Here is a 26,771-nt window from a genome sequence, read left to right on the forward strand (position 1 = left end):
GAGCGCTGCGACAAAATCAGCGCTCTGCCCGGTCAATGCCGAGCCACGGGCAAAATCAGGCGCGCTGAGCGCGCTATGGCGGGCGCGGTCCATCTGCAGCATGTCGCTAAAAAAGGCCTTGTTGTCGGAATTTGTGTCAGCAAACGCGGACACCGAACCGGCCAGCACAATGGCCGGAAGCAGGGAGAGTCGCTTCATAGGTGGTCCTTCAGAGAAAAACGCAGTTCCGTTTACGCCAGAACAGGTAGCCGAAGTTACGGCGATCGTTAGGTAAGTTACGTCCGGTCTCCCAGCGCATCACGCTGCGGCCCACCGGGTGGCATTGTCCGGCGTCAGGGTGTTTGTTCACCATCTGATAGCGCCAGCGCTCTTTCGGGATAATCGGGGACGGATACTCAAAGCAGACCGCTGTGTTCTGCCCAATGGAATTCATGATGAGACCTTCACGGTGCAGCTTGAAGGCCATGCGCTCGGCGACCAGCAGCGACGACTGCAGCGGGCTGTACTCGTTGGAGGTATAGCCGGTAAACGGGTACATCGAGCCCTGGGAGCCTGCACACCAGAACAGCACGTCCAGCGGTTTACCGACCAGGCTCGCCGCTGCATCAGCGGCGCAGGCGGCCTGGGCTATCGTATTGCTGAAGAGCACCGCCTCGGGGTTGATAATAATGCTGAGGCTGCTGTCGTTCCACATCGGATCAAGTTCGGAAAGATACGCGATATCCAGATCGCCGCCCTGCAGACAGCCCGCAGAGGTAATGATATTCAGCCAGTATGTCAGCGGGTATTTGTACCAGTGGACGTGATAGAACGCCCCCGGGGATTCACCATCCTCCTGCGACCCCGTCCCGGTACCAACATTGCCCACGCCCAAGTTAAAGCCGCCGAGATTCACCATGCAGTACGGCGAGCGGGTCACATCCGCCAGTGCCATTGGCTCCCAGTACCCCATCGCCATACCCACGCGGTACAGGATTCCCATCGGGCAAATCTGTATCGGACTTGACGGGTTCGCCGTATCCGGCTGCGAGCCGGAGGCAACCGCCACATTACCAATCGTGACCGGGAAAATGCACTCCCAGCAGATATCGGTGATCGGGTTAACGAAATTACCCTCGCACTCCACAGCGCTGGCGGATGTGGCAGACGACCAGAGCAGGCCGGACACTGTCAGACAAAGAACGGAGAACAGCCTTCTCATTGATGCCCTCCCGCCGGCTCCAGCGCAAAGGTATCAACGCGCAGCGACCTTTTATCTTCCCCCAGGGTTACGCGCGCCGGTACCGCAGTGAGCTCAAAGCGGCGTGACATCGAGCCCTTCTGATCGAAGAAGATCCGCTCGCCCAGCGCTTTTGTCGCTTCCCGGATATCCCCGTTAACGAGAATGACGCGGTACACCATCGTGTCAGGCTTCTGCGCCTTCATCCAGGCCAGATGGGCAGGATTGTCACCGTCGATAAAGTAAAGCGTCTGGTTGAACGGCACGGTATCCAGCGGGTTGATTACATCCCCCTTGCGTGCAAACAAGCGCCCCTGATGATCGGCCATATCTTCCGCCACGGTGTCATCGACGGATTGATGTAGTGGGTGCGGTTCTCGCGGGCAATGGTCAGCCCTTCAACCGGATCGGGGCGCAGGGATTTTTCGATGATCTGCTTTTTATAGGCTTCCTGCTGCATGTCCAGTTCACCGCTGTCCTGCATCGCCTGCAGGCGGGTATTGATGGTGGTGAGCATGTCCTGTTCAGCAATGGGGTAAAGTTCGCCCCAGGTTCCGAGGTCTTTTGCTACTACAGGCGAAAAAGCAATTACCGTCAGGAAAAGTATCGTTCCAGTATGTTGCACATGGGCTCCATAAATTTTGATTTGCATTACGCCACTAAGTTGCACACCATTAGTGTGTAACTGCATACGTGTAAAAAATCATATTTGAAGAGGGTTCTATGTCACATCAAACGCTTCAGCAAACAGTCAAGAAAAGAACAAATGTCACAATTACGGCCAGCCTGCTAAGTGAGGCAAAAGCAAGCGGCATTAATCTTTCTGCATTACTTGAAGATGCACTGCAGGAAAAGCTCAGAGCATCCAGAAGAGAGCGCTTCCTTCAGGAAAATCAGGCTGCATTTGCCCCTCTCATAATGCTTTTATCGAAAAAGCCGGGCTGTTTTCTGATGATGAAGGTGTTATTTGATGGCTCAGTTCGATATCTATCGCAACAAAGGAAAAGGCCGGGAGCACTATCCCTATTTTATGGCTCTTCAGCATGACCTCTTTGAGGGGCTGAGCACCAGAATTGTCGTACCGCTGACAGCTAAAGAAAATTTGATCCCTGTAGGACGAATCCACCCGGTTGTGAATATCGCTGGCAATAACTTCGTCATCCTGACAGATCTGATGACCAGTATTGAGAGCAAACGCCTGGAAACGGCTCCGGTAGCGACAGCCAGCCATTTGCATACTGAGATTGTTAGTGCCATCGACCTGCTAATAACGGGCATCTAACGTGTCCATTCAGTCATACGCTGACTGATATCACCCTGAATTTCAGTGGTGATATCCGGTACGCCGGATACCACGGCAGGTTTAACCAGAATCAGCGCCGAATGACGTTGCTGATAGTCCGTCAATGCGTTATTCAGCGAGAAGGTGAAGCGGCTGGTCAGAGCTTCCAGCTCGCCCTCTTTCAGTTCACGCGCCCGGTGGCCTGCTCGGTAAACCGGTCGATGGTCGCCTTCATGTCAAAAGACACAATGACCGGCGCCCGCCACGAAATCATCGCTGACGTCACTGCCGCATTCAGCGCGGTCACGGCCAGCACCACCAGGCCCAGATTGCGCAGACACTGGCGCTTTGCCTTTTGACGGCGGGTCAGCGGCGGTTTACCTGACGTCACATCGTCTGCTGACTGTCCGGTCGTTAATGCTGTATTACCCATTTTCCTGTCCTTTTCGTTCACTGTGTAACTCATGCCGCCATCTCCCACTCCTCAAGCTCCCGCATCTCGTCCGGGAAGTTTCGCCAGGCGAGTTCGTACACCGCGTCATGAATGCTGACGCCCTCTGCCCGACGCTGCTGTATAAACTCAAAATCCTTACCCTGCGAGCTGAACATCGCGCGGCTGAGCGGGTCCACGAACAGACGGTGAAAGCTGCAGGTGTCGTTAATGCGCAGCATGAAGGAGCTGAACCACTGGCGTTTCGCATCTCCGAACTTGCTGATGATGTCGCGCTCCATCTCGCTGAACTGGTTGGGGCGCCATCTGGTTATAGGCCTTGAACTCGGACGCGTCCTGCTTGAGGATCACCTTGAACGAGGAGTTACCCCAGGCAGCTTTTGCCGCCGCAGAAGCTTCATCCGCATCGAAGTCCTTGATGTTCTGGCTGATGGTGATAAACGCCCCCATATGGCGGCGCACCGTGCGGTAGCCGGTCTCGATAAACTGCCCGACCTTGTCGTTTTTGAAGTTGAGGAGCTTCCAGCCCTCATCGATGGTGCAGCACTTCTTCATGCTGCGCGGCGTGCGGTACATCTTGTCTTCTATGTATATGATGAGGGAGAACATCACCGCGATAAGCAAATCAGGCTTATCGTCCAGGTCGCCCAGCTCCAGCACCACAAAACGCGCATCGTCGCTGAGTGACGGTTCATCGCTGTTAAAGTAGTCGCCGTAGACCCCGCCCTGGCAGTATTTGCCCAGCAGTGTGATGACCTCATCCAGGCGGCTGGCGATTGTCGCAGCATTCTGCTGCATGGCCTCTTCACGCGCCGCACGCATCTGCACCACCACGTCGTCAATGCGGGCTTTGTTCTGCTTCTGGTCGTCGTAAGCGCGCTTCACCGCGCCCAGCAGAAGCTCCAGATGCACCTCATCAAGATTGCCGTTGGGGCTGGCCAGCACGGCCAGCTGGTCGCGGATACGCTCGGCTGAGGTGTTGATATTGCTGATATTGGCAAACGGGTTGAACTTGAGGTTGGAGCCCTTGAGGTACACCCCGCCGACGTTCTCACAGAAGGACTTGTAGCCGTCCCCCATATCGAACACCCAGCCAATCCCGCCGGACTCGAGCACGCTGCGTAAAATCGGCTGCACCAGGTTAGTCTTCCCTGCCCCGGAGGTTCCGCTCACCGCCATGTTGTAGTTGGTATTTCCCATTCCGTCGCCGTAGATGTCCAGAAACGACAGCTGGTTACGATACGACGGTGTCAGCAATCCGCCCGGACACAGACGGTTATCCGCCACCACAGGTGCAAGATTGACGACCTGACGACTTTCAGCGCGACAGGTCGCCCCGCCCATCTTGATGTCGTCCCACAGGTCTTCGGCATGGATAAAGGGAAGCATGGCTATCCAGTTGCGGAACTGCATATAGTCCGGTGAAATCAGCTCGATGCCGTTCTTCTTGAAGGTGTTGATGACCTGCTGCTCGCAGACCAGCGCAGCTTCATCTTCATCCGGACAGAACGCCGTCACGTTGAAGTAGTAACGTACCAGGCAGGTTTCATTTCCGTTCAGACGCTCGCGGATTTCCTTCCACTCCTGCGCCTGCTTGGTTACGGCCGGGAACATCTTCGCGTAGGCGGAGTTCGCCTTCTTGTCCCGGTCCATATACTTGCGGGTCGCTTCCCCCTGCGAGGCGGTCTGCTCTTCCGCCTCCATCACGAAGGTGATTACAAACGGGCTGGAGATACTCAGGTCCGGATGCAGCAGGTTGGCCAGATTGTCCCCGCCCATCCACAGCAGGAAGATGTCCGGGTTATGCTCCATCATGAAGTTCATGGCCCGGGTGGACGTCTGCGCTTTCTCGCCCGGCTTGCTCAGGTTAATCAGCACGTGATCTGGTTTCACCTGCAGGTCTATCGACTGCTCAACACAGCGCTGGTGAAACTCATCGTATTCACCCACCTTCACCGGCTTCGCGTACAGCTGATCGTGACGGTGGTTGATCATCGAGCTGACGAGATTAACCAGGCCCTGCGGGTCGGCGGGCTGGGTGGAGATTTTCGCCGCATCGAGGGAGGCGCGCAGCACTTTCATGGTGTGGGTGATTTCGGTCATCGCCGACGCGCTGTTTTTCTTCGCCTTAACCGCGTATGAGATATACAAGCGATAGTCGCGCAGCGTCAGCGGCAGACGTGGCGGGTTGTTAAAGGACTTCTGCGCGGCCCGCTGATAGTAGGCGCGGGTGATATGGTTAAACTTCTCCGCGTGCTCCCCCTCCCAGCGGAACTGCGAGAGGCCCTCATCCATCTGCTCGCCAATTACCTTGGACGATACAAGGTGAAACGCAATCGGCGTTTTGCGCGGGAGCTTGCTTTTCACCATGTCTTCCAGCACCTGCACAATCTGCTCGTTCGCCCCGATAAGCGGCGTGGCCTCCAGCAGGAACCCGATCGTCTTACGGTTAATAAACAGGCCGGACTCTTTGTCATAGTCGCGGTACGGCAGCACGCTGGTCAGCTGCGGGAAGTCCATGTTGGCCAGGCTCTGCTGCATCTGCGCCGCGCCGTCTTTCTCCTTTGCCGCCGAGGCCAGCCTGCTCAGAATGTTGAATATCTCTTTCATCGTAAACCTCAGTTAATGCGCACGGGCATGACCCACGCCGGACCACTGGTCACGAACGAGATACGCCCGGGCTGATGAAAGGCATCGCTGCTGTCGACCCAGGGTGCCACCCAGACGGTGGCGATATGCTCACCGGCCCGCTGCGCGCGAACCGTTCCGGCAGATGAGGCGGGTAACACGGAATACACAGGTGCGGATGACGCCGGTTTGATGGCGGGTGGCGTGGTCGTGGGTACCGACTGCGCGGGAACATTATGGGATGACACTACCGGCAAGGTGCGCGGCAGTTCAGCCAGGGAAAGCGTTGCGCCCGCAGCCGGCTTTCCCGGCGCGTCGCTGCCGGTTTTATCCCGTGCCAGCTGGTTGGCCTTGCTCATGGTCATACAGCGGTCGGAGGTGGTGGCATCGCAGTCAAAGTCACTTTTAACGCCCGCGCAGCCGCTCAGAAGCAGGATGCAGCCTGCCAGTATTAAGTAAGGTTTAATCATGTTTTAAATCCTGAATGAGGGGTGGTCATGGCGAGTAAAGAACTGACGAGGGATAAACCGGAACGTCAGTTTTCACGGGATTTTTCAGGGTCGTCCAGCCGTCTTGTAAAGCTGTAACGTTCACGTTCAGCCTGTTGGCACCGGAAAATGGCCAGCGCTTCCTTTTCAGCGTCAAGCCATACCGCAACGTCAACCGGCTCTATAACTTTCTTTCCGTTCACTGTCCTGCAAAGCGTTTCGAATGCACCCTTGTCATGTGGCTGATACCCCTTAAGCCTGGCGTTGATTCGTCCCGCCCATGTCGCTGGTATCCCTGACATTACGCACCGGGCTACCACACTGCCGGCAACGCTACAGACAGCCGAAATGATCAACGCCTCCTCTGAGGAAAAGACATCTGACAGATATAACGTCACTGCAAATAAACAGATGAAGCTGACAATCAAGAAGTACACCAGTCCACGCCGGAATGGTTTTTTACCGGCCTGCCATCGCACCAGATCCCTTTCGATGAGCCTCAGCTCGCTTTCACGTGACACTCTGATTTTCCTCCTGTCGGTTAAATGGTGGTTTGCTCTGATCAGTCATAATGTGAAGCCGGAAAGATAAGGGTGCGCTTATGCCGTAAAGGCAGTCGGAGCGCTCTTTTTCTCAAGCAGGTCCTGAATGAGCATCAGCTCCTGGACGATACAGTGCGCCAGGGCTTCTTCGGGATAAGGGTGAGCCAGCATGGCCGGGTCGCGATAGATTTCCATATAGCCGCCAACGGGGATATCCATAGAGGTTATCAGCGCCAGCATCCAGTCCAGGCGGTTTGCCGGACGGGAGGAGTAACGCAGTACCAGCCCGACAGCCGCCAGAGTGGCGCCCACGCAAACCAGCAATGGCGCACTGACGGCAACGGTGACAATCCCGGCGAACGCACCGCACTGCAGCGCCAGCTGCTGACGCGGCAGCGGCATATGTCGATGGCTGATGCGATACAGCAGTTCAGCCCGAAGTTGTTCAAGATTACGGCGCAGGTTAAGCAAATCTTCGTGCCCATAAGACTCAATATGACGAACCAGAGAGGCTTTCATCACTGCCCTCCGGTAAAACCAGCCAGTCGCCGGGTCAGGCTGAACCCCATGCATTTCAGCCCCTTCTCCCGCGCGGCCTGACAGTCCACACAGGTGGTCACGCCCGGCAGCGCCAGGCGGCGCTTTTCCGGGATGGCATTACCGCACCCGCATTCGCGGGCGCTCTCGCCGGTACGCTTCTGCGCAGATGCCAGTAACGCCTGCGCCTGTATTTCGTCGAGGAGCGCCATGCGCTCCTGCATCTTGTCCAGTACATCCGACATACTCTCTTCCTTCTGATGCGTCCGGACACGCTACCGCCCATCCCTTTCACGTCTTTCAGGGCACCGACCGCTCCGGATTGTGGTGGCTGCAACCCGCAGCCGGGTGAGGGTTTACTGCTCTTCAGCGCCGGGAACGGGCGCAACGGCGTCCCCCAGGCGGAAGTCGCCGAGGCTTTTCAGCATTTCAGTGGTGGATGACTGCAGAGCCGGCTGACGTGGTGCAGCCGGTTGCGCGGTCTGCTGAGAAGAAGAGCGTTTAGCCTTCTTCGCCGCCAGTTCCTGTACGCTCTCCAGCTGGAAACCGTCCTGGAACACGAGCGTCACTTCATTACCTGCGCCAATAGGAATGACCGGGTGATACTGCTCGGCGCGTTTGATGTAGTAGTCAGACAGGGTTTTGGCGGCGGAGCCGGTTCCCCCACCGACCCCGGCCCCGATAATGTCGCCCACGCCCGGACTGGCGGTCGCCCCGATGCCCACGGAGGTGGACGAGGCGCTTTCGATCCCCTTCCCGATACCGTCGATAAAGCCCGCCCCACCGGCATAAAGCAGGATCTGGCCGTTACGCATCACCACCTCCCCCTTGATGCCGTTCTTGCCCATAAAGCCGACGTGTCCAGCAATCTTCTGGTCAATGGTGTCCTCACCCATCTGGCAGCTGATGGAGCGGGTGCGCACTTCAGCACGCTCGCTGGAGACGTCGCCGTAGGCTTCGAGCGTGACAAAGCACCCTCGCAGGTCGTACTCCCCGTCGTTCGGCATCTGCACCTTGCCGGTCAGGCGGATTTGCATCGGGACGGTGTTTTTGTTACCGGTCACGGACGCGTTGGCATCTGCTCCTTCAATGACGATGGCTTCCGCGAAGCTGCCGGAATGTATCCAAGGAAACTTAGGCTTAGCGATCAGGTCTTCGGGGCTGTCAAATGCAGTGATGTCCATCGCGCCCTCGCGTATAACAGGCGTATAGACAGGTGCGCCGGGCTGTCCCGTTGAGTGATTACCGGCTGGCCAGAACGTTGTAGGTGGTGGAACTGCACCACTGCCGGACTGCATGCCGGCGCGCGTGCCGCCAGGGAACGGCTCGCCGTTAATGCCCTGTTCCGACGTTTTGCCGTACTCCTCAAGTTGGGTCTGCAGCAGCTTGTTGTCGCCCTCCAGTTCCCCGATGCGTGCCTGGCTGCTTTTGAGGTCCTTCGACAGGGTCTGCATCTCCGCGCGCAGACTTTTCAGCTCCTTCTGCGTTTGCTTGTTGAGGTTCTGCGCCTCAGCGATGGCAGACTTCTGCACCTTACCGTCAAAGGTGTGGTTCACCACGCCGGTCATGTCCGGCGCAGGCTCGCGCGGAGCCTGTACCGCCTTCGTTTTTTTCGCACTCATCGTGGACAGGTACCAGGCCCCGGCACCGCTGGCGCCCATCCCCAGCGCAATCGCCACCAGGAGCGCCACCTGCTTTTTGCGCACAGCCTTATTCACGTTGGCCATCAGGACTGTCCCCCCGCGTCACGAATGATGAAGACGCGCAACGTGGCTCCCGCCATCAGCGTGCTGGCCTGGCTGTCAAACATCACGGAGCGTACGCCCGGCTTCCAGAAGTCCTGCTCACGCAGCTTCACGCCGTAGCTGTGGGGATTGGTGATGCGAATGCGGTCAATACGCAGCGCGTGGCCCGTCCATGCCTGTTCGGCAACGGCCTGCAGGCGGGCCGGTACGGCGATACCGGAAGCATCGGGCTTCACGGGGGTATACCCGTCAGGCAGGACTGACTTCATCGCCTGGTTGTTCAGCGACAGCAGCAGCGATTCGTATGGCTGGGCAGTTTCCCAGACTTTCGCCTCAGGCGTACTGACAGGCATATCCCCAATCAGGCGATAGACTTTCCCCTGCCCTTTCACCGGCGTGGCGGCAACGGGGAAGGTCTGTCCCTTGCGGGTCTCGACGTAGAAGGTGAAGGGCTTATCGGCTACTGCCGTGAAGACCACGGCACCGGATGAGGTAAGACGCTTATCAGATAGCGAACCTGCCGGACCAGAAATAGCCGACACGACGTCCCCCGGGATGTGGATCATGTTGGGGTTGGTGGAACTGACGGACAGCGTGAACTGTCCGTTCTGAGGTAGGGTCAGCGTGCCGGCCGGTACCGCGCTGGCGCTGGCCTGCACAGGCAGGGCAACGCTCAGTGCGGTGGCGACACAGACCGCCATCAGGTTATTTTTCATTGTCGACCTCCACGAAGCGGGCAATGCGGGTCAGCCCGTTGTGGTATTCCAGGTCAAGACGGAACTGCTTGATTTCTGTGTCAGGCCGCGCGGTACCAATCCATGTTTTCAGCACGCCGCGAATATCCACGCGACCACTTGCCGGATAAACGGTAATGTCGGTCTGGTAGAACGCGGAGTTAACGCTGTTGTCCTTGATACGCTTTGACTCATCATCCAGAACGCTGGTGAAGTTCTGAAGGGTTTCCGTTTTGACGTAGGAGAGAAGAAACGCGTGGTTCATGTCCACGGTTTCCGGGGACACGTTAAGGCGCAGAGCCAGGAATGACAGGGTCATCATGCGAAGGTAGTCCGCATCAGCCTGATTTTCTGAGACAGAGAACGGCGCGTTGTACTGCATCGGCGTCACAATCACCGGACGCTTGTGAACAAGATCGATATTGGTGAACGCCAGACGCGCCACGGCCACAGCCAGAATAAAGATGAGGAGGATAAGACCGCCGATAATGAAGGACACCAGTCGGGTGGTGTTATTACGGGCCGTAATATGCATAAGGGTCCCTGCCGCTATTTAATCCATTTCCGGTAACTCGAATCAGGAATAAGTTTGTAAACGACGCGCAGCAGCTCGATGGGCAAATACCAGTAGCACCAGTTATAAAGCCATTTACTGCTCTTTCCGCGTTTCGCTGTTCGAATTAACTGCCACAACACGACGGCGACAACCATGCCGAACATGTAGCTCTTGTTGAGCATTAAAATCCCGCCAAAGACAGCTGCGGGAATAAATTCATCAAGAGGCAGACCCAGAATACGGGTCTGCTCAGACAGTGTTTTAGGGAAACGGTATTTATCTAAATGGTTCCCCTCCATTGTTTAACTCACATAAGAGAAGCCAACGGTGGTGAAAATAATGACAACCGCGAGACCCATCAGAACCATCAGGTTCTTGGTCTTAATGTACATACCGATACTGACAATAATCTCAGCAATAATAACGCACATCAGCACAAGCGAATCGGCGCCGAAGGTAGCAACAACATCATCTTTGCCTCCAGCCAGTAAATCGCTACCAGCGGCATTCGCAACAGACGGCGCAGCAGCCATGATTGCCATCATCGCAATGGATGCTTTATGACGACGAAACGCTGCCTTCAGATAATCCATTGCCTTATTTGAAGACGCACGAATCCCTTTGGACATTGAAGCCAATTTCATGATAATTCCTCTTTAACGGATTTTAAATTTTCAAAAGCGGCAGACAAAGTCATACCGACTCAGAAACCTAAACAGAATTCTGAAGCTGTAGATTTGCCTTTATCCTCATTGCTAATTAAAGATTTTATCAATCACTTTCATTACGAACATATACATTTGGATCAATCATAGTTGCCTTCATATCTAAATGATCTTCAATACGCAATGCTAATTCTTTTCCTATTCGCCTTCCGGATTTAGCCGCTCTTGACTTCAGATCGTTATATACATACCCCTCAAGATAGACAGAAATACGTTTGCCTCTAGGGATTTTCTTTAAAGCTTCAAGATCTATCACTGTAGCTCCTTCATCTCATTGATTTTATGAATATTATGCACTAAAAAAATGGAGCTGACCTGTCCATGTTTGGACAAATTGTAAAGACCGTAACTCGATGATATATAGAAATAAACCCTAGATTATTAGTAAAACCTTTGGACAGTCATTTGACTTTTATCAAGAAAAGTTAGTGACCTAGGTCACATACAAAAAAGCCCCATTCTTGTGAATGGGGCTTGCTATAACTTCCGTTTTATCGCCTTATCAAATACGTCAGAAGGATAAGTTTAAGTTTGTTCCCGGCGATGACTCGTAGCATATCAGGGTTAGATATGCCGTACTGCTCAACCATGTCATTCAACGCCCTGGTCACAGTACGCTCGTTGATCTCAAGGTCTGCTGCTATCTCCTTTTTGGTTAACCCATAACCAAACAAAAGGAAAATTGCTAACTTGTTGTCAGTTAAGCCAGGAAAGTACTTGCTTAAAACTACTAGCTCGCTAGGATCGATGATAGCCATCTTAACCTCACTATTTTATCCGATAGGTTATTGGTGGTCAGCGGTAGTGAGGGTTGCCGCCCTTACTACCGCGTCTTCTTAGATATTAAATATCATACTTTATGTTTCCCTTTAATATTACTCTCCTTTTGGTTTCACTAAAGTCAAATGCATTATACTAAACACGTACGTGATTGCTATATTTCAAAACGAAATATCACCTGCCTTTACAATACCACTCATCCAAAACTTGATGTTCATCACCTCATTCATTTTCGCTCATCACCAACATCAACAACACCTAAACAATCAAAAGATATGAAGAACTAATTTCTTAAACTTAATGCATCAAGGAATTCTAAGTTAAAATATTTCAAATCACAAAAAGTGACATATTCCAGCTTCAAATAACACCCTGTCACTCAGCATCGTCTTCCAGACGCGGATAAAACCGCTCTACTTCCGTTGCCGCATGGTCACGAATTCGTAATTTCATCTGCTGAAGTTCCTCCACTGTCAGATTCCCTTTCACCGACAGCTTCAGTAACTCGTTTGATATACTGTTAGTTTTAACCATATATTCCAGCATGGTTCGGTTAAATTCAGCCTGATTGAATCCGCCCTTGCCCCGTTCAAGCTGAATACAGTACACCCGAATTCCCAGTTCAATCAGCATTGAGGCCGTACTGGATATACTCGCATCCTGTATGCTCGCCCCACCCTGGCGCTTTTCTTCCACAATGTCATTTATCTTATCCAGTGCGGCGTTATTGACGTAAACCTGAATTTTTGGCATATGAAATTCCTTATTGACGGTTCGAAATTAACGAAATAAATATCTCAGGAAAATAAAAACCTGGAGAGTCACTATAGATTCCAGGTTTCTAAAGATGGAGTCGTGACACAGGTCAAAAGGAATCCATTTTTTTCAATTTTAGGATTCTATTCCAGACCCCAATCTTTCTAACTAACTGACTGAAAATAAAGAGTCGTTTACGAATCCATGGCGACCCTAACGGGACTCCATCAGGAGTCGTTGGAGAATCTATCCCGCTTAGAACTCAAATATAAACACGCACAAATTTCACATAAGTAAATGAAGTTAAACGCGTATCATGCAAGATGAAATCTTGCGACGGGTGTGGGGTTTGGGGGCTAAAGAGCAGGCTAGTGGTAATAGCGGTCATCATTCGGCTAGGGGTATTTCGGGCTGACCTGTTTTTGGGTAACATGGCCGACAGGCGAGTTTCTGGATAAAATGGAGAATATCAGGGATGACTGTCAGGGCTATTTTACTGCTGGTTTTGGTGTTGCCGTTCTGGGCTGTTGCTGACTGTTACGACCTGGCAGGACGGGATTATAAAATTGAACCGGACCTGCTGCGTGCGATTTCATTCCGGGAATCATCATGGCGGGATAACGCCCTCAACTACGTTTCGCCAGACAGTTACGCAATAGGCAGAATGCAGATCCATTCTCAGAACTTTAATCACCTGTCGCAGTTCGGGATCACGCCGGAGCATTTAAAAAATGATGTATGTATGAATATTTATACGGGCGCGTACTATCTGGCGATCGCGTTTAAACGCTGGGGTTACTCATGGCGGGCCGTTGGCGCATACAATGCCGGGTTTAAAGATGATCCGACGCAGGAAGCTAAGCGGCTTGAATATGCTGAAGAAGTCAGGCAGATGTATGACGGGATAAAGCGGAGTAATGCATCATCTTAACAATCTGGCTGACCGTATCAGCCAGATTGTCGTGCCAGTCAGATCACCAGTCGAAGGTTTCCTCTCCCTCCACCGGATTTGTATCACAGTCAAAATGAATATACATCGCGTTATATTTTCGCTGCATGTGATACACAAATTTCCGCAGAGATTTCGACAGTCCGGCCTGTTTCATTCTCAGAAGCGGATGATGCATACTGCCGATATCCGGAATATAACCGTATGTCGCATCGAACACCCACGGAATACTTTCCCCTCCTGACGCAATATCTTTCAGGGTGAACGCATCCTGTTTTTCTAGATGTGCCGTTGAACAGAAAATCAGTTTCATCATCATTGTGATGTTCCTCCATGAAATGTGAAAACGCCACCAACGTGGCGTAATGGTATTTAATCGATAGCGCGAAAAATCAGAAGAGCCTCAGGATGTTTTATGATGCTGATATAATCCTTCAGCGCATCCTGACGTTCGACCAGTAACTGGCATGTTCTGGCATATTTCTCTCCCATCGCTGAGGCTTTCCATGAAAGTGAATTCAGTATCATCAGAGTCGCTATTATTCCGGCAGCATCAGCACTGACCTCCCCTTCAAAATAATTACCCAGCACACAAATCTTGTATGTGTCGTCAAAATCAGGCGCAATGTACCCGGTCGTTTTCAACCTGACGGCTTTATGAAGTGAAGTTTCACCCTCACTCCCTTCAGGTATAACAAAATAATTCCAGTAACCACCCTCATAATCTGAGTGTCGGGTCAGCCAGTCCATGATCATACTTTCACCCACCGGAGAAAAAAACAGTTCAGGGATATAACGCAACCGGTTTTCATCCGGCACGATAAGGCGCAGTTCTGGTTTTTTACTGGCAGGCTCACCTGACAGCACACAGATAAACTGGCCAGTGTTATCCTGAATTGCCAGCGGCAAGCCTTTTACCGTCCAGACTTTTACTGATGAATTATCAGTTTCACTGCTCATGCTAAAAGACTCTGCACTTTCAGGAAGCGTGAAATATTCAGGCTGCGTCTGATTTTCAGCACAGGCGAGGATATAGCAAACCAAATCGGCAAACTGAACCGGCGTTATTGCTTCCGTGTTTTCATCGCATCTTTTGGCAGATTCAGCAGCGGCGGTTTTATTGTCTGGTGTGTGCATTCTGGTTTTCTCCTTTTCTGGTGATGTTTCCATCTCCCGGTGAGTTCGTTGCGGAAACCTTCATCTGAACCGCAACTGGTTGAACCTACTGAACCGGACCCAGATGTAGAAGTAGGTGGGTATAAATATGCGCTTGTTAATCGCCCAGCTGGCATTAGTGCGGTACCAGAGGGTCAGCTGTACTGCCACGGCATGATGAAGGCACTCCATATCATGACTACGCACGTCACGGTGTCATTACCTATAATTGCCAGCTTAACGATGAGGAGAAACGTCAGTTTGAGCTCAAGTATCTTCCAGCTGAAAGCGAATACCCTGATATAGCCTGGGAGTTCGTGGACAAAGATTTATATACATATGCCGCTGAATACCTTCAGATGTCGGAAGAAAACAAGGGTACATTTGAAAAAACGGCGCGCTCAAGGTTCAGAAAAGAGATGGAGATGATAGCGTTCCCTAAAGGCGCAGCCGAAGCGTTGATGATGAAGAAAATCGTAAATGCATTGGCAGAAAAAACTGTAAGCGAACCTGTACCTGAGCCGGAGCCAGCACCTGGACCATCAGAGGCAGACAATGAAGCTAACCAGGCCATTCAGTTACTGAAATCCATCTTGGCTCTGGAGTCCAGTGATATGGGACAACTCCCCGAAGCCCGCTGCCAGGTACGTAGCGCGGTTTCTTCACTGCAGAATGCTGGTCGGTTCGAAGAAAATGAAAGTCTGGTTAATTCCGCTGCACGGCATCTATCTGATCTGCTGGTAGCGATCCAGAGGAACGGAGGTGTAGCGTGAGATTAAGCGCACTTGAACGCCTTGACCTTACCGATAAGCTGGATGAGCTGATTGTCAGCGCGACGTCCGCAAATGGCCTGGCTCTGCTTGATCTAAACGACGAAATAGAACAGGTGATGGAGCTATTAGGGTATGGCGCAGCGGCAGTAGAACCGGTACCTGATTCACCAGCTGTTGTTCCTCAAATCGTCACCGACTTTTTGGCTGGAGCCTTTATCAAGCAGTCACATTCCGCGTTCCTGGAGACGTTACGAAACTTGTCGGAGTTTGTGGGGCAATTCCTTACCTTGGATGAAGTTAAGGAACAATCCGAGAACTGGATTGAGGATAGTGGTTTCGCGCTTTGAAGATAGGCCCCATCCGGGGCCTCCTGTCAGCTGCATCCACGAATGTTGTGGCAACTTGAGGCTAGATGATGTCTGATGATGCTTATTGATGTAGTTAAGTATTGTTTATTCGAAGAATATGGTACTATTTTTAGCACATAGATAAAGATTCATAATTTACTACTACTATTATACAAGGACGCATTCATGCCTGTACTGTTAAGGGGGGACTCAAATATGCCAGTAATGCCTATGACGTTTTCTCCTAGCGCTGTTGCACGTAGGTTTGAAGTTCTGAAAGAAGTAACCATACAGGATACCCTGTACCAGGTACTGTTTGACAGAAAAACTCCATTCGCAGCAGTTATCGAAGCAACTCCTTCTATCGTTAACGATGAATTGCGTCACAAAGTCGTAGCTACCTTAGAACTTCAGCGCCGTCCACAGCTTGAAGGCGTTCTGGTTAAAAAGTTCTGGGAAGATTGCGATGTGGCCCAGATTGAAGGCGTTGTAGTAGATGGTGCAATGCGAGACGTCGGCTTGGCCACGTTCGTTTACGAGACTGTCGCCATTGAAGCAGATATGACCCTGCTTAGCGATAATGAGCAATATGCTGGCGGTAAAGCCCTTTGGCAACACATTGCTCGCCAATCTAAAGACCTGGTAGTCTTCATCCTTGATACTGACTCTGCGCGATATCTGCCATTTGACGGCGACCGTATTGAGTATGATGGCAAGAGCATCCCAGAGTCTGAGATCTGGAGTGAACACCCAGACATCAGTAAGCACGGCGTAGTGCTCGTTGCTGAGTCCCGCAATAAAAGCAACGCGGTAGCAGCTTAACTCGTCGCTGGCTTTGAATAAGTGGCTCCCACAATGGGGGCCATTTTTGTTTCTACCCCCTCAAATCACATACTCCCTGACCTGCCCCCAAGATTAGATACAACCTTCTGTTAGTAATGTCAGTTGGTTTTTCTTCATATTTCCCGTTTCGCCAGTCCGCTGCAAATTCAGCTGGCGTCTGGCAATCCAGCGATGAATGTGGACGGCACTCGTGATAATCCTGCCGCCAGTCGTTAATGATTTTCCTGGCGTGAACGATATCGCTGAACCAGTGCTCGTTCAGGCATTCATCTCTGAATCGGCCGTTAAAGCTCTCAATAAATCCGTTCTGTGTCGGCTTGCCCGGCTGGATAAGCCGTAGTTCCACTCCATGCTCAAAAGCCCATTGATCGAGCGCGCGGCAGGTAAATTCCGGGCCCTGATCGGTTCATATCGTAGCCGGATAACCGCGAAACAACGCGATACTGTCCAGAATACGCGTGACCTGAACGCCTGAAATACCGAAAGCAGCGGTGATCGTCAGACACTCCTTCGTGAAATCATCCACACAGGTAAGGCACTTGAGCCTGAGACCGTTTGCCAGTGCGTCCATAACGAAATCCATCGACCATGTCAGGTTCGGCGCATCCGGACGTAGAAGCGGAAACCGTTCGGTCGCCAGCCCTTTACGGCGTCGTCTGCGTTTTACGCTCAGTCCATTAAGGTGGTAAATGCGGTATACCCGCTTGTGATTGACGTGAAGGCCCTCCCGACGCAGTAGCTGCCAGATGCGCCGGTAACCAAAACGTCTGCGTTCAAGCGCCAGTTCAGTGATACGCCCTGATAAATGTGCATCAGCAGATGGACGCTGAGCGTCATAACGGCAGGTCGACAGGGACAAACCTGTAAGTCTGCAGGCACGACGTTGCGACAGACCGGTCGCATCACACATCAACACCACGGCTTCCCGCTTTTGGCCTGTCGTCAGTATTTTCGCCCAAGAGCCACCTAAAGCGCCTCCTTATCCAGCATGGCTTCGGCAAGCAGCTTCTTGAGGCGGGAGTTCTCCTCTTCAAGCGACTTAAGTCGCTTTACCTCAGGAAGTTCCATGCCACCAAACTTCTTGCGCCAGGTGTAGAAAGTGGCATCGGAAATGGCATGCTTACGACAGAGCTCCCGGGCAGAAACCCCGGCTTCCGCTTCGCGGAGAATACTGATGATCTGTTCGTCGGAAAAACGATTCTTCATGGGGATGTCCTCATGTAGCTTATGAAGACATTACTAACATCGGCGTGTGTTAATCAACGGGGAGCATGTCAGCGTGGTTTGCCTTCTGTCGTCGGCCCTGTCGAAACAGAAATGAAGTAGATCCCCAGACAAAGGGAGTTTTGCCATCTTCTTATAAGGCCCCTTAGCTCAGTGGTTAGAGCTGTCGACTCATAATTGATAGGTCGCCGGTTCGAACCCGGCAGGAGCCACCATCATCCTTAACAGCGGCCAATGCATAACTCTTACTTGAACGAAGCTTCGATGGATGCGATTGGGCCTTTCAAGCGATACAGGAGCCCTTCTAATGCGTTGATAGCATTAACCAAAGGCTGATAGATTTTTTCCTGCCTAGACTGGCTCTCGCTCTGAATACGAGCCACATGGGCGTTATATACAGGCCTCATTCTATTCTCGGCCTCATTCTCATCGTCGTGCCGGATTATCCAACCAGTATCAAATCCTCGCATTCCGCCATAACGGCCACGATATTCCGAGAACGAAGCTCTGGTATTGATAGCGAAGTTGATCTCTAGATGGACTTTAGGGCCTATCTCATCCCTCACGCGTACTTTCTCGACCTTAAGATCGCTTATGGTCTCGTCTTCCATCTCGTGGAGTTTTGACAAGCAACCGTTGAGTAATTGCAGACCTTCAACTACAGCGTCTACCAAATTAGGGATTTGGTTTGGTTGTTTTAGATCCAATGCCTTCACAGACCAGAATGTTGTATAGACTGCGACAAAACGGGATATGACGACAAATTCATTCCAAAGATATCTGGCATCAGAGTTAATGGCGGCCTGTATTTCAGAAGCTGTTCTGTTAAGCAACTGCTGAGTATTCTGCTCCAGTAGGTCATCATAACGACCAGAGTTTTTGTATTGCTTAAGATTTCTTATGGCAGTGTCGACATCGATAACTATGGCTCTTGCCTCAACTGCCATTAACTCCTGATGCACATAGTTTTCAATTTGGGCTACGGCATTAGCGAGATCTTCCTTTGTTGCTAATGAGCCTGTAATTCCTTTTAGTAGCTCCTTAACTATCGTTTCACCGGCTGACTTACCAGCGGCAGTTGCAAACGCTATCAATAAATCATCAATTCCAACCATATTGGCCTCGACAATGAAATTGTAGTTATTGGTACCGAACCAAGAGAAGTTCGGCATTGCTGTTGTGTAGTTTTTGCTGGTGGCGGTACGCCACACGGAATGAGTATAGATAGCGGCTTAGAAAGTTTCCGCAAGGTCGCTCAGCTGGTGGTTTAACGTGAGGTGAGTATCGGTGTGGACTGACCCCACCCCGCTAGACAAATTCTGTCCTCACGACGAGGCCTGTTCAAAGGCCTCCGGACTGACGCCGCCGAGGTGGCTGTGGCGCCGGGCCCGGTTGTAGAACACTTCAATGTAATCGACGATATCGGCCCGGGCCAGATCCCGGGTTTTATAGATACGTCTTCTGATCCGTTCTTTTTTCAGTGAACTGAAGAACGATTCGGCCACTGCATTATCCCAGCAGTTACCACGCCGGCTCATACTCGGGCCAGATTAGTGGCCCGACAGAAGCGCTGCCAGTCGTCGCTGCCGTACTGGCTGCCCTGGTCTGAGTGTACGATGACCTCGCCGTCCGGTTTTCGCCGCCAGACGGCCATCATCAGCGCGTCGAGTGCCAGTTCGCGTGAGAGAGTGGGCTTCATCGACCAGCCGACCACATTACGGGCGAAGAGATCGATAACCACTTCCAGATACAGCCAGCCCTGCCAGGTGCGGATATAAGTAATATCTGTGACCCAGACCTGATTGGCCCGGACAACAGTAAACTGCCGCTGCACGCGATTAGGGGCAACCACTGAAGGTCGGCCGGCGATACGACGCGGCGCTTTATAGCCGCGCACGGCTTTGATCCGGTTCAGTTGCATAATACGACCCACCCGGTTTTTGCCGCAGGTCTCCCCGATTTCGTTCAGGTCGCCATGAACCCGCCGGTAACCGTATACGCCTCCGCTCAGTGAATATGAGTCACGGATAAGCGTTAGCAGGCGCTGGTTATCTTTATCGCGTGCCGAGAACGCGGGTTATGCAGCCACGCGTAGAACCCGGCCCGGGCGACATTCAGTACCCGACACATTGTCATCACACCCCATACAGTGCGGTGCTCATTGATAAAGCCGTACTTCAGTCGGGCTCCCTTGCAAAGTACCGCGCGGCCTTTTTCAGGATATCCCGTTCTTCTTCGGTGCGTTTTAGCTGCGCCCGTAGTTTCAGGATCTCGCTTTTGGCTTCCAGTAAATCCCGGGCATGCTGTTCGCTGTTATCGGGTTTAATAGCCCGTAGCCACTGATAGAGGCTGTGTGCAGACACGCCCAGGCGGTCAGATACTTCGGCAACGGAATAACCGCGTTCCGTTATTTGACGGACGGCTTCTTCCTTAAATTCAGGTGTAAATCGTGGTGTGCCCATACGCTCCTCCTATGCTCAAACTATAAGGCAGGATCGTCTACCGGGGCGGGGTCAGTCCATAAATAGCTCTGAGGTGTCTGTTAAACCCGTGGCGATTCATCCCCCCTGTTGGCGGAAGTAGTCCTTACACTTGAAGTACGGATCCCCCATCTTTACGCCAAGCTTTTTGGCCTCTGCCGACCTGGCTATTACGCTGCCATCGTTATTTGAGAGTACAACAACAGGCTTGCCGCGCAGGTCTGGTCTAAACACGGTTTCGCAGCTGGCATAGAAGGAGTTTACGTCAACGAGAGCGAACATAGCCGCCTCCCTTAATGATGGTCATCATACTGACCCACGCAAATATACTGTATGCATACACAGCACAAAAACACAGCAATTTAGATCTACGTTATGATGCAGATGTTGAAAGCGAAGCTGCTGAGATTACAGAATCATATGATTACGTAATCATAAAATAGCAGAAGAAATGGACTAAAAGAGAGGGATTGACGTTGGCTATATGTTGCACACAACCGCTAAAAAAGACTGACTGTACTAATCTTTTTTTCAAGATTGCGCGACATCATGTTGCGCAATTCTGACCTCCCGTTGAAGAAATCAGCACTCGATCAAATTTTGATTTTTTTTTCTTATTTGTTGACATATCGTCCAGGCCTTACGGTGCGTGGACTTAGCTTTTTTTAACATTTCAGGAGTCAATTTAACTATAAAATCAACCCTTGTGCTAAAAATATTCATCACTAGAATAATCTTTAAAGCGATATATGGCGTTTGGAGTAGTCATAAGATCCTACATATAGTGCTTATCTACTGAGTATGTGACAAAAAACAAAGGTTGTGAATAACAGACGGAAATGAAAAAACCCGGCTGTTTAGACCGGGTCTTTCAATCGGTATACGGAGTTCGCACCTCCGGTTACCGTGCCAAATGTATCTGGCGACTGAAGTTAGCTTAAACAAATGCACTGCATTCTTCAAGCAAGCTAAGGCATCCTAATAACACCTGGAACGCCCTAGAAGCACCTGGAAGAGTTTTAAAGCATGATTTAAAAGCGAAATTTCAGCCCAGTATTTTTGGTGATTAGAAGGCCCCACCCAAACCAGAAATCGTGCTGAATGTATCTGGCGGCTAGATACAGCAACTGCAAAGGCAAGCCCAAGGGTGTTTGCGGCGAGGCGCGATGAACAAAGAGGAAGATGCATGGCATTGCTTCTGTTGTTCTTAAAACTCGCGCACCCGGTGACGGCCATCATTACGGCCCTGCTGGGATACTTCAAAGACCGCTAACCCTAAGCCCAGGAGGCTATTATGGTTGCATTGCTGTTGAAAATCGTACCGCCGATGTTCGTGATCATTGACGCGATCATCGAGTACGTAAACCAGCGCCCTTAAGCCTGGTTTTGAAAAAGGCCCGGTGTAATGGGCCTTTTCTTCAATCTACGACGGTGACCATACCTTCGAACTTCATTCGGAAGTAGGAAGCATTACTCATTAACTGGTCTTTGTTCTTTACTCTACCCGCAGCCTTTCGCGCGAATTCAATAGCACCAGTCAATTGTTCATCGACATAGTCGGTGATAAATCGGCGTATTATGTGGCGTTGATACTCAGCGATAGAGATATGGCTGGCAGCGGCTTCTTTACTGTTTGCATTCGCTGCACTTACTAACGCATTCTTTAACGCATTAAAATTCTCACGAGGGATCTCATTAGATGGTATGTCCATTACTTAGCCTCCTCATTCTTTGAATAAACAGGATCGTTACCCTTAGGTAAAGCTACAGAACGTTCCCGATAATACCGTAGACGCTCCATAAAATACTCTCGGTACTGCTCAGGTTGTTCTCTGGCCACCTGCTCCGCGATGACGGGTATATTCTACGCTCTTTGTAGGCAACGCCTGAGGCGGCAAGATCGACGTTAACTTTGTCGCGCTCTTCCTGAGACTTTGCTGCAATGTTCCAATCTGACATACAGCCTCCTTAACAGTCAGTCATTGAGTGATACTGGCAGTGAATTCAACGAATTGTGCGTCCACCAGCTCTTGATCGCCCGGCAGGTATTGTTTGTTACCAGCTGCAGGTAAAACAACAACCTCGTTGCCACCAAACTGATCGGCGGTAATATCCAAAATAAATGCGCCCACAGGGGTTTGGACTTCAAGCCAGTAGTGCCCATGCCCACCAGCGTGATCGAAATATCCGCCATCGGTTTCGCCGTCACCGCCCCGAGGTATCGCTCGGTAATCCGTAAATTGATTTACCGTCATCATTGCAAGAAACGTGGCATAGGCACAGGTGCCTTTCGTTTCGCCAGCCGCATCGCAATCAGCCAGCATCTCCGAAAAAATACGCCGGGTCTTGCTGGCTACTTCAAAAATCTCTTGAGTAACAGACTCAACCAAGTGGGCCCCCAGATTAAGTAAATACCGATTATTTGGCTGCTGATGGAGTGCCAGCTGCTTCGCATACGGCATCCATGTGCTTCTGAATCCACTCACTTAGAGTCAAGCCTTCAGCGTTCGCCTGAGTGACGTACTGGTTTTTGCGCTTTGGTGTAACACGCATTCGGATCATCGCCGTTGCCGGTTCGTCGTCCTTCATTGAATTTAGGGCGCGTGGGTCTCGTTCTTCGGTCATGATTTTTCTGTGTGGAAAGTGATAGCTGTAGGGATATTACCGCAGGATCAGGAAAAGCCCCAAACGGGGCTATCCGTTATTCACTTAGCGTAATTTCAGTCAGGTAGGTTTCAGCTGCTGCTACTCTATGAGCGTTAACTTGCCCGTCTGAGCCATATAAGCGTCCGCAGGTGAGACCTCGTGAATGGCCAGCGTCATACCCGGCAAGGAAATGTTCCTTAACGCCTCCAGCTGATTCGGTTACCCCCTGGGCTGGTGGTGTGGTGTAAACCAAGATTACACGACGTGGATCGGCGTGAGGAGAAACAGGGTTGGCTTTGAATAAATAGCCGCACCCGTCTTTCTGCACGCTCCGTAACTCCTGTTCGTCAGTTCTAGCTACAGGCTCAGCTTTCATTTTCCCATCCCCCAGCGACGTACAATTTCGATCCAAAATCTTCCTTGCTCACTCTTTTCCTCCGGAGCTGATGGCCATGACAGAACCAGGTACGGAGTAGTCCGTAGAATCAAACACGACGCTTACAGCGCGAAGAAACTTAACGGCTTCCAGTTCTGGCATGGGTTGATAGTCAGCGTTTGTCTCAAAGCTTTTGCTGTGATGGTTGTAAACAATGCCCGGCAATTCTTTACGAAGCTTGGCCATATCACGGGTTGTACAGGCATTGGCAACACCAAAGGTCTCCATCACGTAGCGGTAGTTGTAGCTGTCAAAATCGCATCAACAAACTTTGTTCGGGCATTCAGGTTTAAGTCACTGGCTTTAAGGCTTGTCATGGCGGTCTACTCCGTCTCACTAGGTTGGTGAAAACGCTCCGTTTACTTCAGTTTGGATGGCAGTTCATAGGTTCTCCGTAGCACTCTCAGAAAATTTTCATCACCCGAGTTCTACGCTTGACAAGCTGGCTGATTGCCCATGCACAGGTGCTGCCAAACAAAAATAAAATATCGTTAGATTATTGATCCATGCAAAGTTTTGGACGGTTAGTGAAATGGAAGATGCAAGGAAGTTGGCCAAGGAGAAGGCTATAGAACGCCAGCGACGCAAGCAGGCAGACCCGGCATGGAGAGCGGCACAGTACGAGAAGAAAAAGCAGAGCGCCCAGCGCCAGCTGGAACGGCAGCGGGAAAAGTTAGCGTCACCAGAGTATCGCGCTCAGCTGCGCGAAAGAGAGGCAAGCTGCAAAACCAAAAAAGAGCACCAGGGGATTAAAGGGGCGGACGCCGACTGCAGACGAAAAACGCGTTATGGACGCGCTCGGAAAACTCACCTGCATCGCTTGCTGGGTGCATGGCAAGATTCAGCCGGTGATCAGCCTCCACCACATCGACGGTCGTTCGGCGCCAGACGCACATAAAAAACAGCTCCCGTTGTGCTGCTGGCTCCACCAGCTTGCGGCTCCGCCCGAAGTCAGGAAGATTTACCCCTGGCTTGTGCCAGTTCATGCCGATGGGAAGATAGGCGGTAAGGCGGAGTTTGAGCGGTTGAACGGGACGCAGGAGGAACTTTTGAAGCTTGCTCTAAGCCAAATTGAGTAATGCGAACTGGCCGTGAAGTTTAGGCCAGTTGCTTGGATTGAGCTCTAAATATCAGATAGCACGCGTTTCAGAAAGTAATTTTCTCACAAACGTATTACAGAAGTGGTTGTAGCGTTCATATCGGCCCTTCACTTCTTCTTCTACGGCATACCTTTTAGCTCGCATGTATTCGAGATTCTCTTCCTTCCTAACCAAGGATAAATCCTTAAGAAATGCGTCCCAATTATCTTGGATTTTTTTAATGTTTGTAATATCACTTCCCGTAAACATCGAAGCAAGGGCCTGGGTTACAATTGCGACTACAAAGCCAGATGGGACATACCTCATCGACGATAATTTTTTTTTAAAAGTATAGTAATCAACGTTATCAATCATACAGTCACGAAGGCTTTCTTGACCATTTTTAGGCTCTCGAAAACGAGGTCCTATCGTTGTGAAATAAGCTTCGTAAAATACTTCATCCCTTAACTCAGGATCTAACTCATCCAATGCTTCTATAAAGAACGGCAGAGTATTGTAAGTGGATTTTAGGCTATATTCAGCATGGTAGTTATTGATTAGCTTCATGAAAGATAGTTCTTTAACTAAACCATATTTCGCTCTAAGAACTTTATGTCCTGAGGTTAAAGTTTCTAACTTCTGTCTTTCCCAGATAACTATTCTGAATGGAGGTTTGTTATTCTCTACATATTGTTCAAGGTAATTCTTACATGCGTTAGAAAGGTATCCGGAAGCTATGATGAGCAATACGTCAGGTCGTGTTGAATGAGCCCATGATAACGCACCCTGCAGCTTTTCTGGAGGTACGCCCTTGTTATAGTGTTTGCATTCAATATTCCACCTTTCGTTAAACTTTGAACCATCAATATCCGTCTTGTGGAAAATAGCTTCCAGGTCGCGTCCTTGGTCAGAAGGACTTGAACCCAGTGGTGTACCCTTCCTCCAGTCAAGATGTGCAGGCTCCAGGCTTAAAAGCACTTCATAACAAAACTCTTCAAATTGAGTTGGGTCAAGTGAATCGAAATTGAACTCCACGGAATCCCCTTATAGCTTTATTTTTTTCTGGTTTGTGCATGCTGTAAGTCCCGATTATCTATCATTTTTCGGTCTTGCACAATTGCAGGAACGACGGGGAGTGAGGAGTGATTGAATAAGAGAAAAGCGCAGCCATAGATTCAAAAACTAAACATTTTTAGTCCCATTTAAGTCTGGTGTGTTTTATATTCGCTCCGTGGCAATGATGCCACCGGGCGTGGAACCCCGACAAAGTGAATAGCAGTACAGCAGTGTCACATCATAATGGCGGCACTAACAGAGAGGCTACTTAGTCCATCGGTGATTCACTATTTCCGAAGTTCCAGCTCTGTTAGTGCCGCCGCCATCTTTTCCAGGCGGCTCCAGCAATAAACGGAGTGACGAATGGACGTTAAATACCTAAACACCAAGATATCTAATACCACAGGCGGTTGCTACGACTGGTCGGTACAGTTTGGCAAGAAGACGTTTACCGGTGCTCTCGATGAAGCAAAGCGCTGGCTAATGACTCAAACCTGTCTGAAGCTCGAAAGAAGGAAGAAAAAAACTACTTGAATCTAACTGTTTGTAGCGTTTATGATTTTTTGGCCGTAGCAAAATCTACGGACGGGCGTGAGAACCCGGATGAACTGTTAAAGGCGACACAGACGCCATAGCGTCTTTTCTTGTGTCAAGCCATCGCGCACCCATATCGGTAATAACCGTATAAAATCTATGGTGGCGCTGGTGGGGCCGACTTCGGTCGGGCCGGTCTTTATCCTTTAACAGCCGGTTTCTCACCCCCATCAGCGTCACCGCCATTTTGAGCGTGAGAACTCAGGCGGTGACTCCTTAAATGTTAAAGGGGACTGCCGCCATGGCTACTACCACCACCAAAACTCACCCAGAATTCATCTGGCGCTTCTACTCTTGCCAGAAACGCCGTTATCACCTTGTCATTGCCCAGACCGAATCTGAAGCCCGTTCACAGCTTCCTGACTCTCCGTGTATCTTCTCGTCTCGCTTCTCCACTGAGCGCCCGCCAGTCAACTACTGGATCACCCAGGGGGCCTCCGCATGATTGATCTCAACCGCCTCCAGGTTGTCTCTTCAGGACATACCCTCTTCAATGCTTTTGTCATCGTGGTTGATATCGACGCGGTTCTTCGCCGCGCCGCTTGGCCAGAAAACCTTTTTGTCTGGTGCGAAGTCAACGCAGATGACTATGTAGAGCTGTTTCTTGTCAGCGACATGGCCATTTGCATCTTCGAACCTGCTCCAGACGACTACTGCAGCAGCGATTGGATCGTTATCTCCGTGCAGTAAGAGACGTGCCCCTGCCCTTTGGTGGGGGCTTCAGTGCGTTTGAAGAATGGGTTTTA

General features: G+C 51.0%; 32 protein-coding genes, 1 tRNA gene and 7 pseudogenes. 10 read left to right on the top strand and 30 right to left on the bottom strand.

Going from position 1 to position 26,771, the window contains the following annotated elements; genetic code table 11:
• The 3 genes and pseudogenes from ACMGGQ_RS23045 to traW form a co-directional block, all read right to left on the bottom strand.
• Nucleotides 1-198, bottom strand: a 198-nt coding sequence (locus tag ACMGGQ_RS23045) for a hypothetical protein (protein WP_420290597.1), incomplete at its 3' end; no start/stop codon positions are given.
• Between the two features lie 10 nt (nucleotides 199-208).
• Complete coding sequence (traU, locus tag ACMGGQ_RS23050) at nucleotides 209-1,201, bottom strand: conjugal transfer pilus assembly protein TraU (protein ID WP_420290593.1); 993 nt, start codon at nucleotides 1,199-1,201, stop codon at nucleotides 209-211.
• Nucleotides 1,198-1,871, bottom strand: a pseudogene (traW, locus tag ACMGGQ_RS23055) (type-F conjugative transfer system protein TraW). Before traW ends, traU begins: the two are co-directional and overlap by 4 nt.
• 71 nt (nucleotides 1,872-1,942) lie before the next feature.
• On the opposite strand from traW, the gene ACMGGQ_RS23060 reads away from it, so the two are divergent.
• Both ACMGGQ_RS23060 and ACMGGQ_RS23065 read left to right on the top strand, forming a co-directional pair.
• Nucleotides 1,943-2,266, top strand: a complete 324-nt coding sequence (locus tag ACMGGQ_RS23060; protein WP_420290598.1) for a type II toxin-antitoxin system CcdA family antitoxin — start codon at nucleotides 1,943-1,945, stop codon at nucleotides 2,264-2,266.
• Nucleotides 2,190-2,501: a CcdB family protein gene (locus ACMGGQ_RS23065; protein WP_196351418.1), complete on the top strand. Its 312-nt coding sequence runs from the start codon at nucleotides 2,190-2,192 to the stop codon at nucleotides 2,499-2,501. Before ACMGGQ_RS23060 ends, ACMGGQ_RS23065 begins: the two co-directional genes overlap by 77 nt.
• Here ACMGGQ_RS23065 and ACMGGQ_RS23070 read toward each other — a convergent pair.
• The 15 genes and pseudogenes from ACMGGQ_RS23070 to traM form a co-directional block, all read right to left on the bottom strand.
• A complete protein-coding gene (locus ACMGGQ_RS23070; protein WP_420290599.1) occupies nucleotides 2,498-2,626 on the bottom strand; it encodes a TrbI F-type domain-containing protein in 129 nt (42 codons plus the stop codon). The two genes, ACMGGQ_RS23065 and ACMGGQ_RS23070, sit on opposite strands and share 4 nt — an antisense overlap.
• Before the next feature lie 56 nt (nucleotides 2,627-2,682).
• The gene (locus tag ACMGGQ_RS23075; RefSeq protein ID WP_420290600.1) at nucleotides 2,683-2,934 is read right to left on the bottom strand and encodes a hypothetical protein; all 252 of its coding nucleotides are present in this window, start codon (nucleotides 2,932-2,934) and stop codon (nucleotides 2,683-2,685) included.
• 29 nt (nucleotides 2,935-2,963) lie between these two features.
• A pseudogene (gene traC / locus ACMGGQ_RS23080) lies at nucleotides 2,964-5,562 on the bottom strand (type IV secretion system protein TraC).
• Between the two features lie 8 nt (nucleotides 5,563-5,570).
• Nucleotides 5,571-6,050, bottom strand: coding sequence for a type IV conjugative transfer system lipoprotein TraV (traV, locus tag ACMGGQ_RS23085; protein WP_420290601.1), 480 nt, complete (start codon nucleotides 6,048-6,050; stop codon nucleotides 5,571-5,573).
• 65 nt (nucleotides 6,051-6,115) lie between these two features.
• Nucleotides 6,116-6,589, bottom strand: coding sequence for a hypothetical protein (locus ACMGGQ_RS23090; RefSeq protein WP_420290602.1), 474 nt, complete (start codon nucleotides 6,587-6,589; stop codon nucleotides 6,116-6,118).
• Between the two features lie 78 nt (nucleotides 6,590-6,667).
• Nucleotides 6,668-7,129, bottom strand: coding sequence for a hypothetical protein (locus ACMGGQ_RS23095; RefSeq protein ID WP_248223495.1), 462 nt, complete (start codon nucleotides 7,127-7,129; stop codon nucleotides 6,668-6,670).
• Nucleotides 7,129-7,392, bottom strand: a complete 264-nt coding sequence (locus ACMGGQ_RS23100) for a TraR/DksA family transcriptional regulator (protein ID WP_420290603.1) — start codon at nucleotides 7,390-7,392, stop codon at nucleotides 7,129-7,131. Before ACMGGQ_RS23100 ends, ACMGGQ_RS23095 begins: the two co-directional genes overlap by 1 nt.
• A gap of 111 nt (nucleotides 7,393-7,503) precedes the next feature.
• A complete protein-coding gene (traB, locus tag ACMGGQ_RS23105; protein WP_420290604.1) occupies nucleotides 7,504-8,874 on the bottom strand; it encodes an F-type conjugal transfer pilus assembly protein TraB in 1,371 nt (456 codons plus the stop codon).
• Nucleotides 8,874-9,608: a type-F conjugative transfer system secretin TraK gene (traK, locus tag ACMGGQ_RS23110; RefSeq protein WP_420290605.1), complete on the bottom strand. Its 735-nt coding sequence runs from the start codon at nucleotides 9,606-9,608 to the stop codon at nucleotides 8,874-8,876. Before traK ends, traB begins: the two co-directional genes overlap by 1 nt.
• Nucleotides 9,598-10,161 (bottom strand): type IV conjugative transfer system protein TraE, encoded by a 564-nt coding sequence (gene traE, locus ACMGGQ_RS23115; RefSeq protein ID WP_420290606.1) that lies wholly within the window; start codon nucleotides 10,159-10,161, stop codon nucleotides 9,598-9,600. The genes traK and traE overlap by 11 nt, the downstream gene beginning before the upstream one ends.
• A gap of 14 nt (nucleotides 10,162-10,175) precedes the next feature.
• On the bottom strand, nucleotides 10,176-10,481 hold the full coding sequence (traL, locus tag ACMGGQ_RS23120; protein ID WP_129036198.1) for a type IV conjugative transfer system protein TraL: 306 nt from the start codon (nucleotides 10,479-10,481) through the stop codon (nucleotides 10,176-10,178).
• 3 nt (nucleotides 10,482-10,484) lie between these two features.
• Nucleotides 10,485-10,826, bottom strand: a complete 342-nt coding sequence (traA, locus tag ACMGGQ_RS23125; protein ID WP_420290607.1) for a type IV conjugative transfer system pilin TraA — start codon at nucleotides 10,824-10,826, stop codon at nucleotides 10,485-10,487.
• Nucleotides 10,827-10,953: 127 nt separating this feature from the next.
• Nucleotides 10,954-11,163: a hypothetical protein gene (locus ACMGGQ_RS23130; protein ID WP_420290608.1), complete on the bottom strand. Its 210-nt coding sequence runs from the start codon at nucleotides 11,161-11,163 to the stop codon at nucleotides 10,954-10,956.
• 235 nt (nucleotides 11,164-11,398) lie between these two features.
• A complete protein-coding gene (locus ACMGGQ_RS23135; RefSeq protein WP_420290609.1) occupies nucleotides 11,399-11,665 on the bottom strand; it encodes a helix-turn-helix transcriptional regulator in 267 nt (88 codons plus the stop codon).
• 397 nt (nucleotides 11,666-12,062) lie between these two features.
• Entirely contained in the window at nucleotides 12,063-12,440 is a 378-nt protein-coding gene (gene traM / locus ACMGGQ_RS23140) for a conjugal transfer relaxosome DNA-binding protein TraM (RefSeq protein ID WP_420290610.1), read from the bottom strand.
• Between the two features lie 478 nt (nucleotides 12,441-12,918).
• On the opposite strand from traM, the gene ACMGGQ_RS23145 reads away from it, so the two are divergent.
• Complete coding sequence (locus ACMGGQ_RS23145) at nucleotides 12,919-13,374, top strand: transglycosylase SLT domain-containing protein (protein WP_248223464.1); 456 nt, start codon at nucleotides 12,919-12,921, stop codon at nucleotides 13,372-13,374.
• A 43-nt stretch (nucleotides 13,375-13,417) separates the two neighbouring features.
• On the opposite strand, the gene ACMGGQ_RS23150 is transcribed toward ACMGGQ_RS23145, so the two are convergent.
• Entirely contained in the window at nucleotides 13,418-13,711 is a 294-nt protein-coding gene (locus tag ACMGGQ_RS23150) for a DUF5983 family protein (RefSeq protein WP_248223462.1), read from the bottom strand.
• Nucleotides 13,712-13,764: 53 nt separating this feature from the next.
• Nucleotides 13,765-14,529 (bottom strand): antirestriction protein, encoded by a 765-nt coding sequence (locus ACMGGQ_RS23155; RefSeq protein ID WP_420290611.1) that lies wholly within the window; start codon nucleotides 14,527-14,529, stop codon nucleotides 13,765-13,767.
• Between the two features lie 335 nt (nucleotides 14,530-14,864).
• On the opposite strand from ACMGGQ_RS23155, the gene ACMGGQ_RS23160 reads away from it, so the two are divergent.
• The 3 genes from ACMGGQ_RS23160 to ACMGGQ_RS23170 all read left to right on the top strand — a co-directional run bounded on the left by ACMGGQ_RS23160 (nucleotide 14,865) and on the right by ACMGGQ_RS23170 (nucleotide 16,489).
• Nucleotides 14,865-15,320 (top strand): hypothetical protein, encoded by a 456-nt coding sequence (locus tag ACMGGQ_RS23160; protein WP_420290612.1) that lies wholly within the window; start codon nucleotides 14,865-14,867, stop codon nucleotides 15,318-15,320.
• Nucleotides 15,317-15,667, top strand: a complete 351-nt coding sequence (locus ACMGGQ_RS23165) for a ddrA (protein ID WP_420290613.1) — start codon at nucleotides 15,317-15,319, stop codon at nucleotides 15,665-15,667. Before ACMGGQ_RS23160 ends, ACMGGQ_RS23165 begins: the two co-directional genes overlap by 4 nt.
• Nucleotides 15,668-15,883: 216 nt before the next feature.
• Nucleotides 15,884-16,489 carry a hypothetical protein gene (locus ACMGGQ_RS23170; RefSeq protein WP_420290686.1) on the top strand — a complete coding sequence of 202 codons (606 nt, stop codon included), beginning with the start codon at nucleotides 15,884-15,886 and terminating at the stop codon, nucleotides 16,487-16,489.
• A gap of 52 nt (nucleotides 16,490-16,541) precedes the next feature.
• Here ACMGGQ_RS23170 and ACMGGQ_RS23175 read toward each other — a convergent pair.
• Nucleotides 16,542-17,716, bottom strand: a pseudogene (locus tag ACMGGQ_RS23175) (IS3 family transposase).
• Nucleotides 17,717-17,873: 157 nt separating this feature from the next.
• Here ACMGGQ_RS23175 and ACMGGQ_RS23180 point away from each other — a divergent pair.
• A tRNA-Ile gene (locus tag ACMGGQ_RS23180) sits at nucleotides 17,874-17,949 on the top strand.
• Nucleotides 17,950-17,979: 30 nt separating this feature from the next.
• Here ACMGGQ_RS23180 and ACMGGQ_RS23185 read toward each other — a convergent pair.
• From ACMGGQ_RS23185 to ACMGGQ_RS23220, 8 genes and pseudogenes are all read right to left on the bottom strand, one after another.
• On the bottom strand, nucleotides 17,980-18,849 hold the full coding sequence (locus ACMGGQ_RS23185) for a hypothetical protein (RefSeq protein WP_420290614.1): 870 nt from the start codon (nucleotides 18,847-18,849) through the stop codon (nucleotides 17,980-17,982).
• A 210-nt stretch (nucleotides 18,850-19,059) separates the two neighbouring features.
• A pseudogene (locus ACMGGQ_RS23190) lies at nucleotides 19,060-20,196 on the bottom strand (IS3 family transposase).
• A 102-nt stretch (nucleotides 20,197-20,298) separates the two neighbouring features.
• Nucleotides 20,299-20,496: pseudogene (locus tag ACMGGQ_RS23195) on the bottom strand (DNA polymerase V subunit UmuC); the annotation flags it as partial.
• A 1,136-nt stretch (nucleotides 20,497-21,632) separates the two neighbouring features.
• Nucleotides 21,633-21,926: a hypothetical protein gene (locus tag ACMGGQ_RS23200; protein ID WP_420290615.1), complete on the bottom strand. Its 294-nt coding sequence runs from the start codon at nucleotides 21,924-21,926 to the stop codon at nucleotides 21,633-21,635.
• Nucleotides 21,926-22,173: pseudogene (locus ACMGGQ_RS23205) on the bottom strand (DNA polymerase III subunit theta). The gene ACMGGQ_RS23200 and the pseudogene ACMGGQ_RS23205 overlap by 1 nt, the downstream one beginning before the upstream one ends.
• Nucleotides 22,174-22,193: 20 nt before the next feature.
• Nucleotides 22,194-22,604, bottom strand: a complete 411-nt coding sequence (locus tag ACMGGQ_RS23210; RefSeq protein WP_420290616.1) for a hypothetical protein — start codon at nucleotides 22,602-22,604, stop codon at nucleotides 22,194-22,196.
• A 28-nt stretch (nucleotides 22,605-22,632) separates the two neighbouring features.
• Nucleotides 22,633-22,839 (bottom strand): hypothetical protein, encoded by a 207-nt coding sequence (locus ACMGGQ_RS23215; RefSeq protein ID WP_420290617.1) that lies wholly within the window; start codon nucleotides 22,837-22,839, stop codon nucleotides 22,633-22,635.
• Between the two features lie 445 nt (nucleotides 22,840-23,284).
• Nucleotides 23,285-23,524, bottom strand: coding sequence for a hypothetical protein (locus ACMGGQ_RS23220; protein ID WP_420290618.1), 240 nt, complete (start codon nucleotides 23,522-23,524; stop codon nucleotides 23,285-23,287).
• 304 nt (nucleotides 23,525-23,828) lie between these two features.
• Here ACMGGQ_RS23220 and ACMGGQ_RS23225 point away from each other — a divergent pair.
• Nucleotides 23,829-24,375, top strand: a pseudogene (locus ACMGGQ_RS23225) (Ref family recombination enhancement nuclease).
• 51 nt (nucleotides 24,376-24,426) lie between these two features.
• Here the strand turns inward: ACMGGQ_RS23225 and ACMGGQ_RS23230 are convergent.
• A complete protein-coding gene (locus ACMGGQ_RS23230) occupies nucleotides 24,427-25,410 on the bottom strand; it encodes a restriction endonuclease (protein WP_420290619.1) in 984 nt (327 codons plus the stop codon).
• Between the two features lie 856 nt (nucleotides 25,411-26,266).
• Between ACMGGQ_RS23230 and ACMGGQ_RS23235 the strand changes: the two genes are divergently transcribed.
• Together ACMGGQ_RS23235 and ACMGGQ_RS23240 are read left to right on the top strand one after the other, a co-directional pair.
• On the top strand, nucleotides 26,267-26,470 hold the full coding sequence (locus ACMGGQ_RS23235) for a host cell division inhibitor Icd-like protein (RefSeq protein ID WP_420290620.1): 204 nt from the start codon (nucleotides 26,267-26,269) through the stop codon (nucleotides 26,468-26,470).
• Entirely contained in the window at nucleotides 26,467-26,715 is a 249-nt protein-coding gene (locus ACMGGQ_RS23240) for a hypothetical protein (protein ID WP_420290621.1), read from the top strand. Before ACMGGQ_RS23235 ends, ACMGGQ_RS23240 begins: the two co-directional genes overlap by 4 nt.
• The last annotated feature ends 56 nt before the right edge of the window (nucleotides 26,716-26,771 follow it).

The organism is Enterobacter sp. BNK-13, from assembly GCF_048685015.1.
In the GTDB taxonomy this organism is placed as follows: domain Bacteria; phylum Pseudomonadota; class Gammaproteobacteria; order Enterobacterales; family Enterobacteriaceae; genus Enterobacter; species Enterobacter quasiroggenkampii.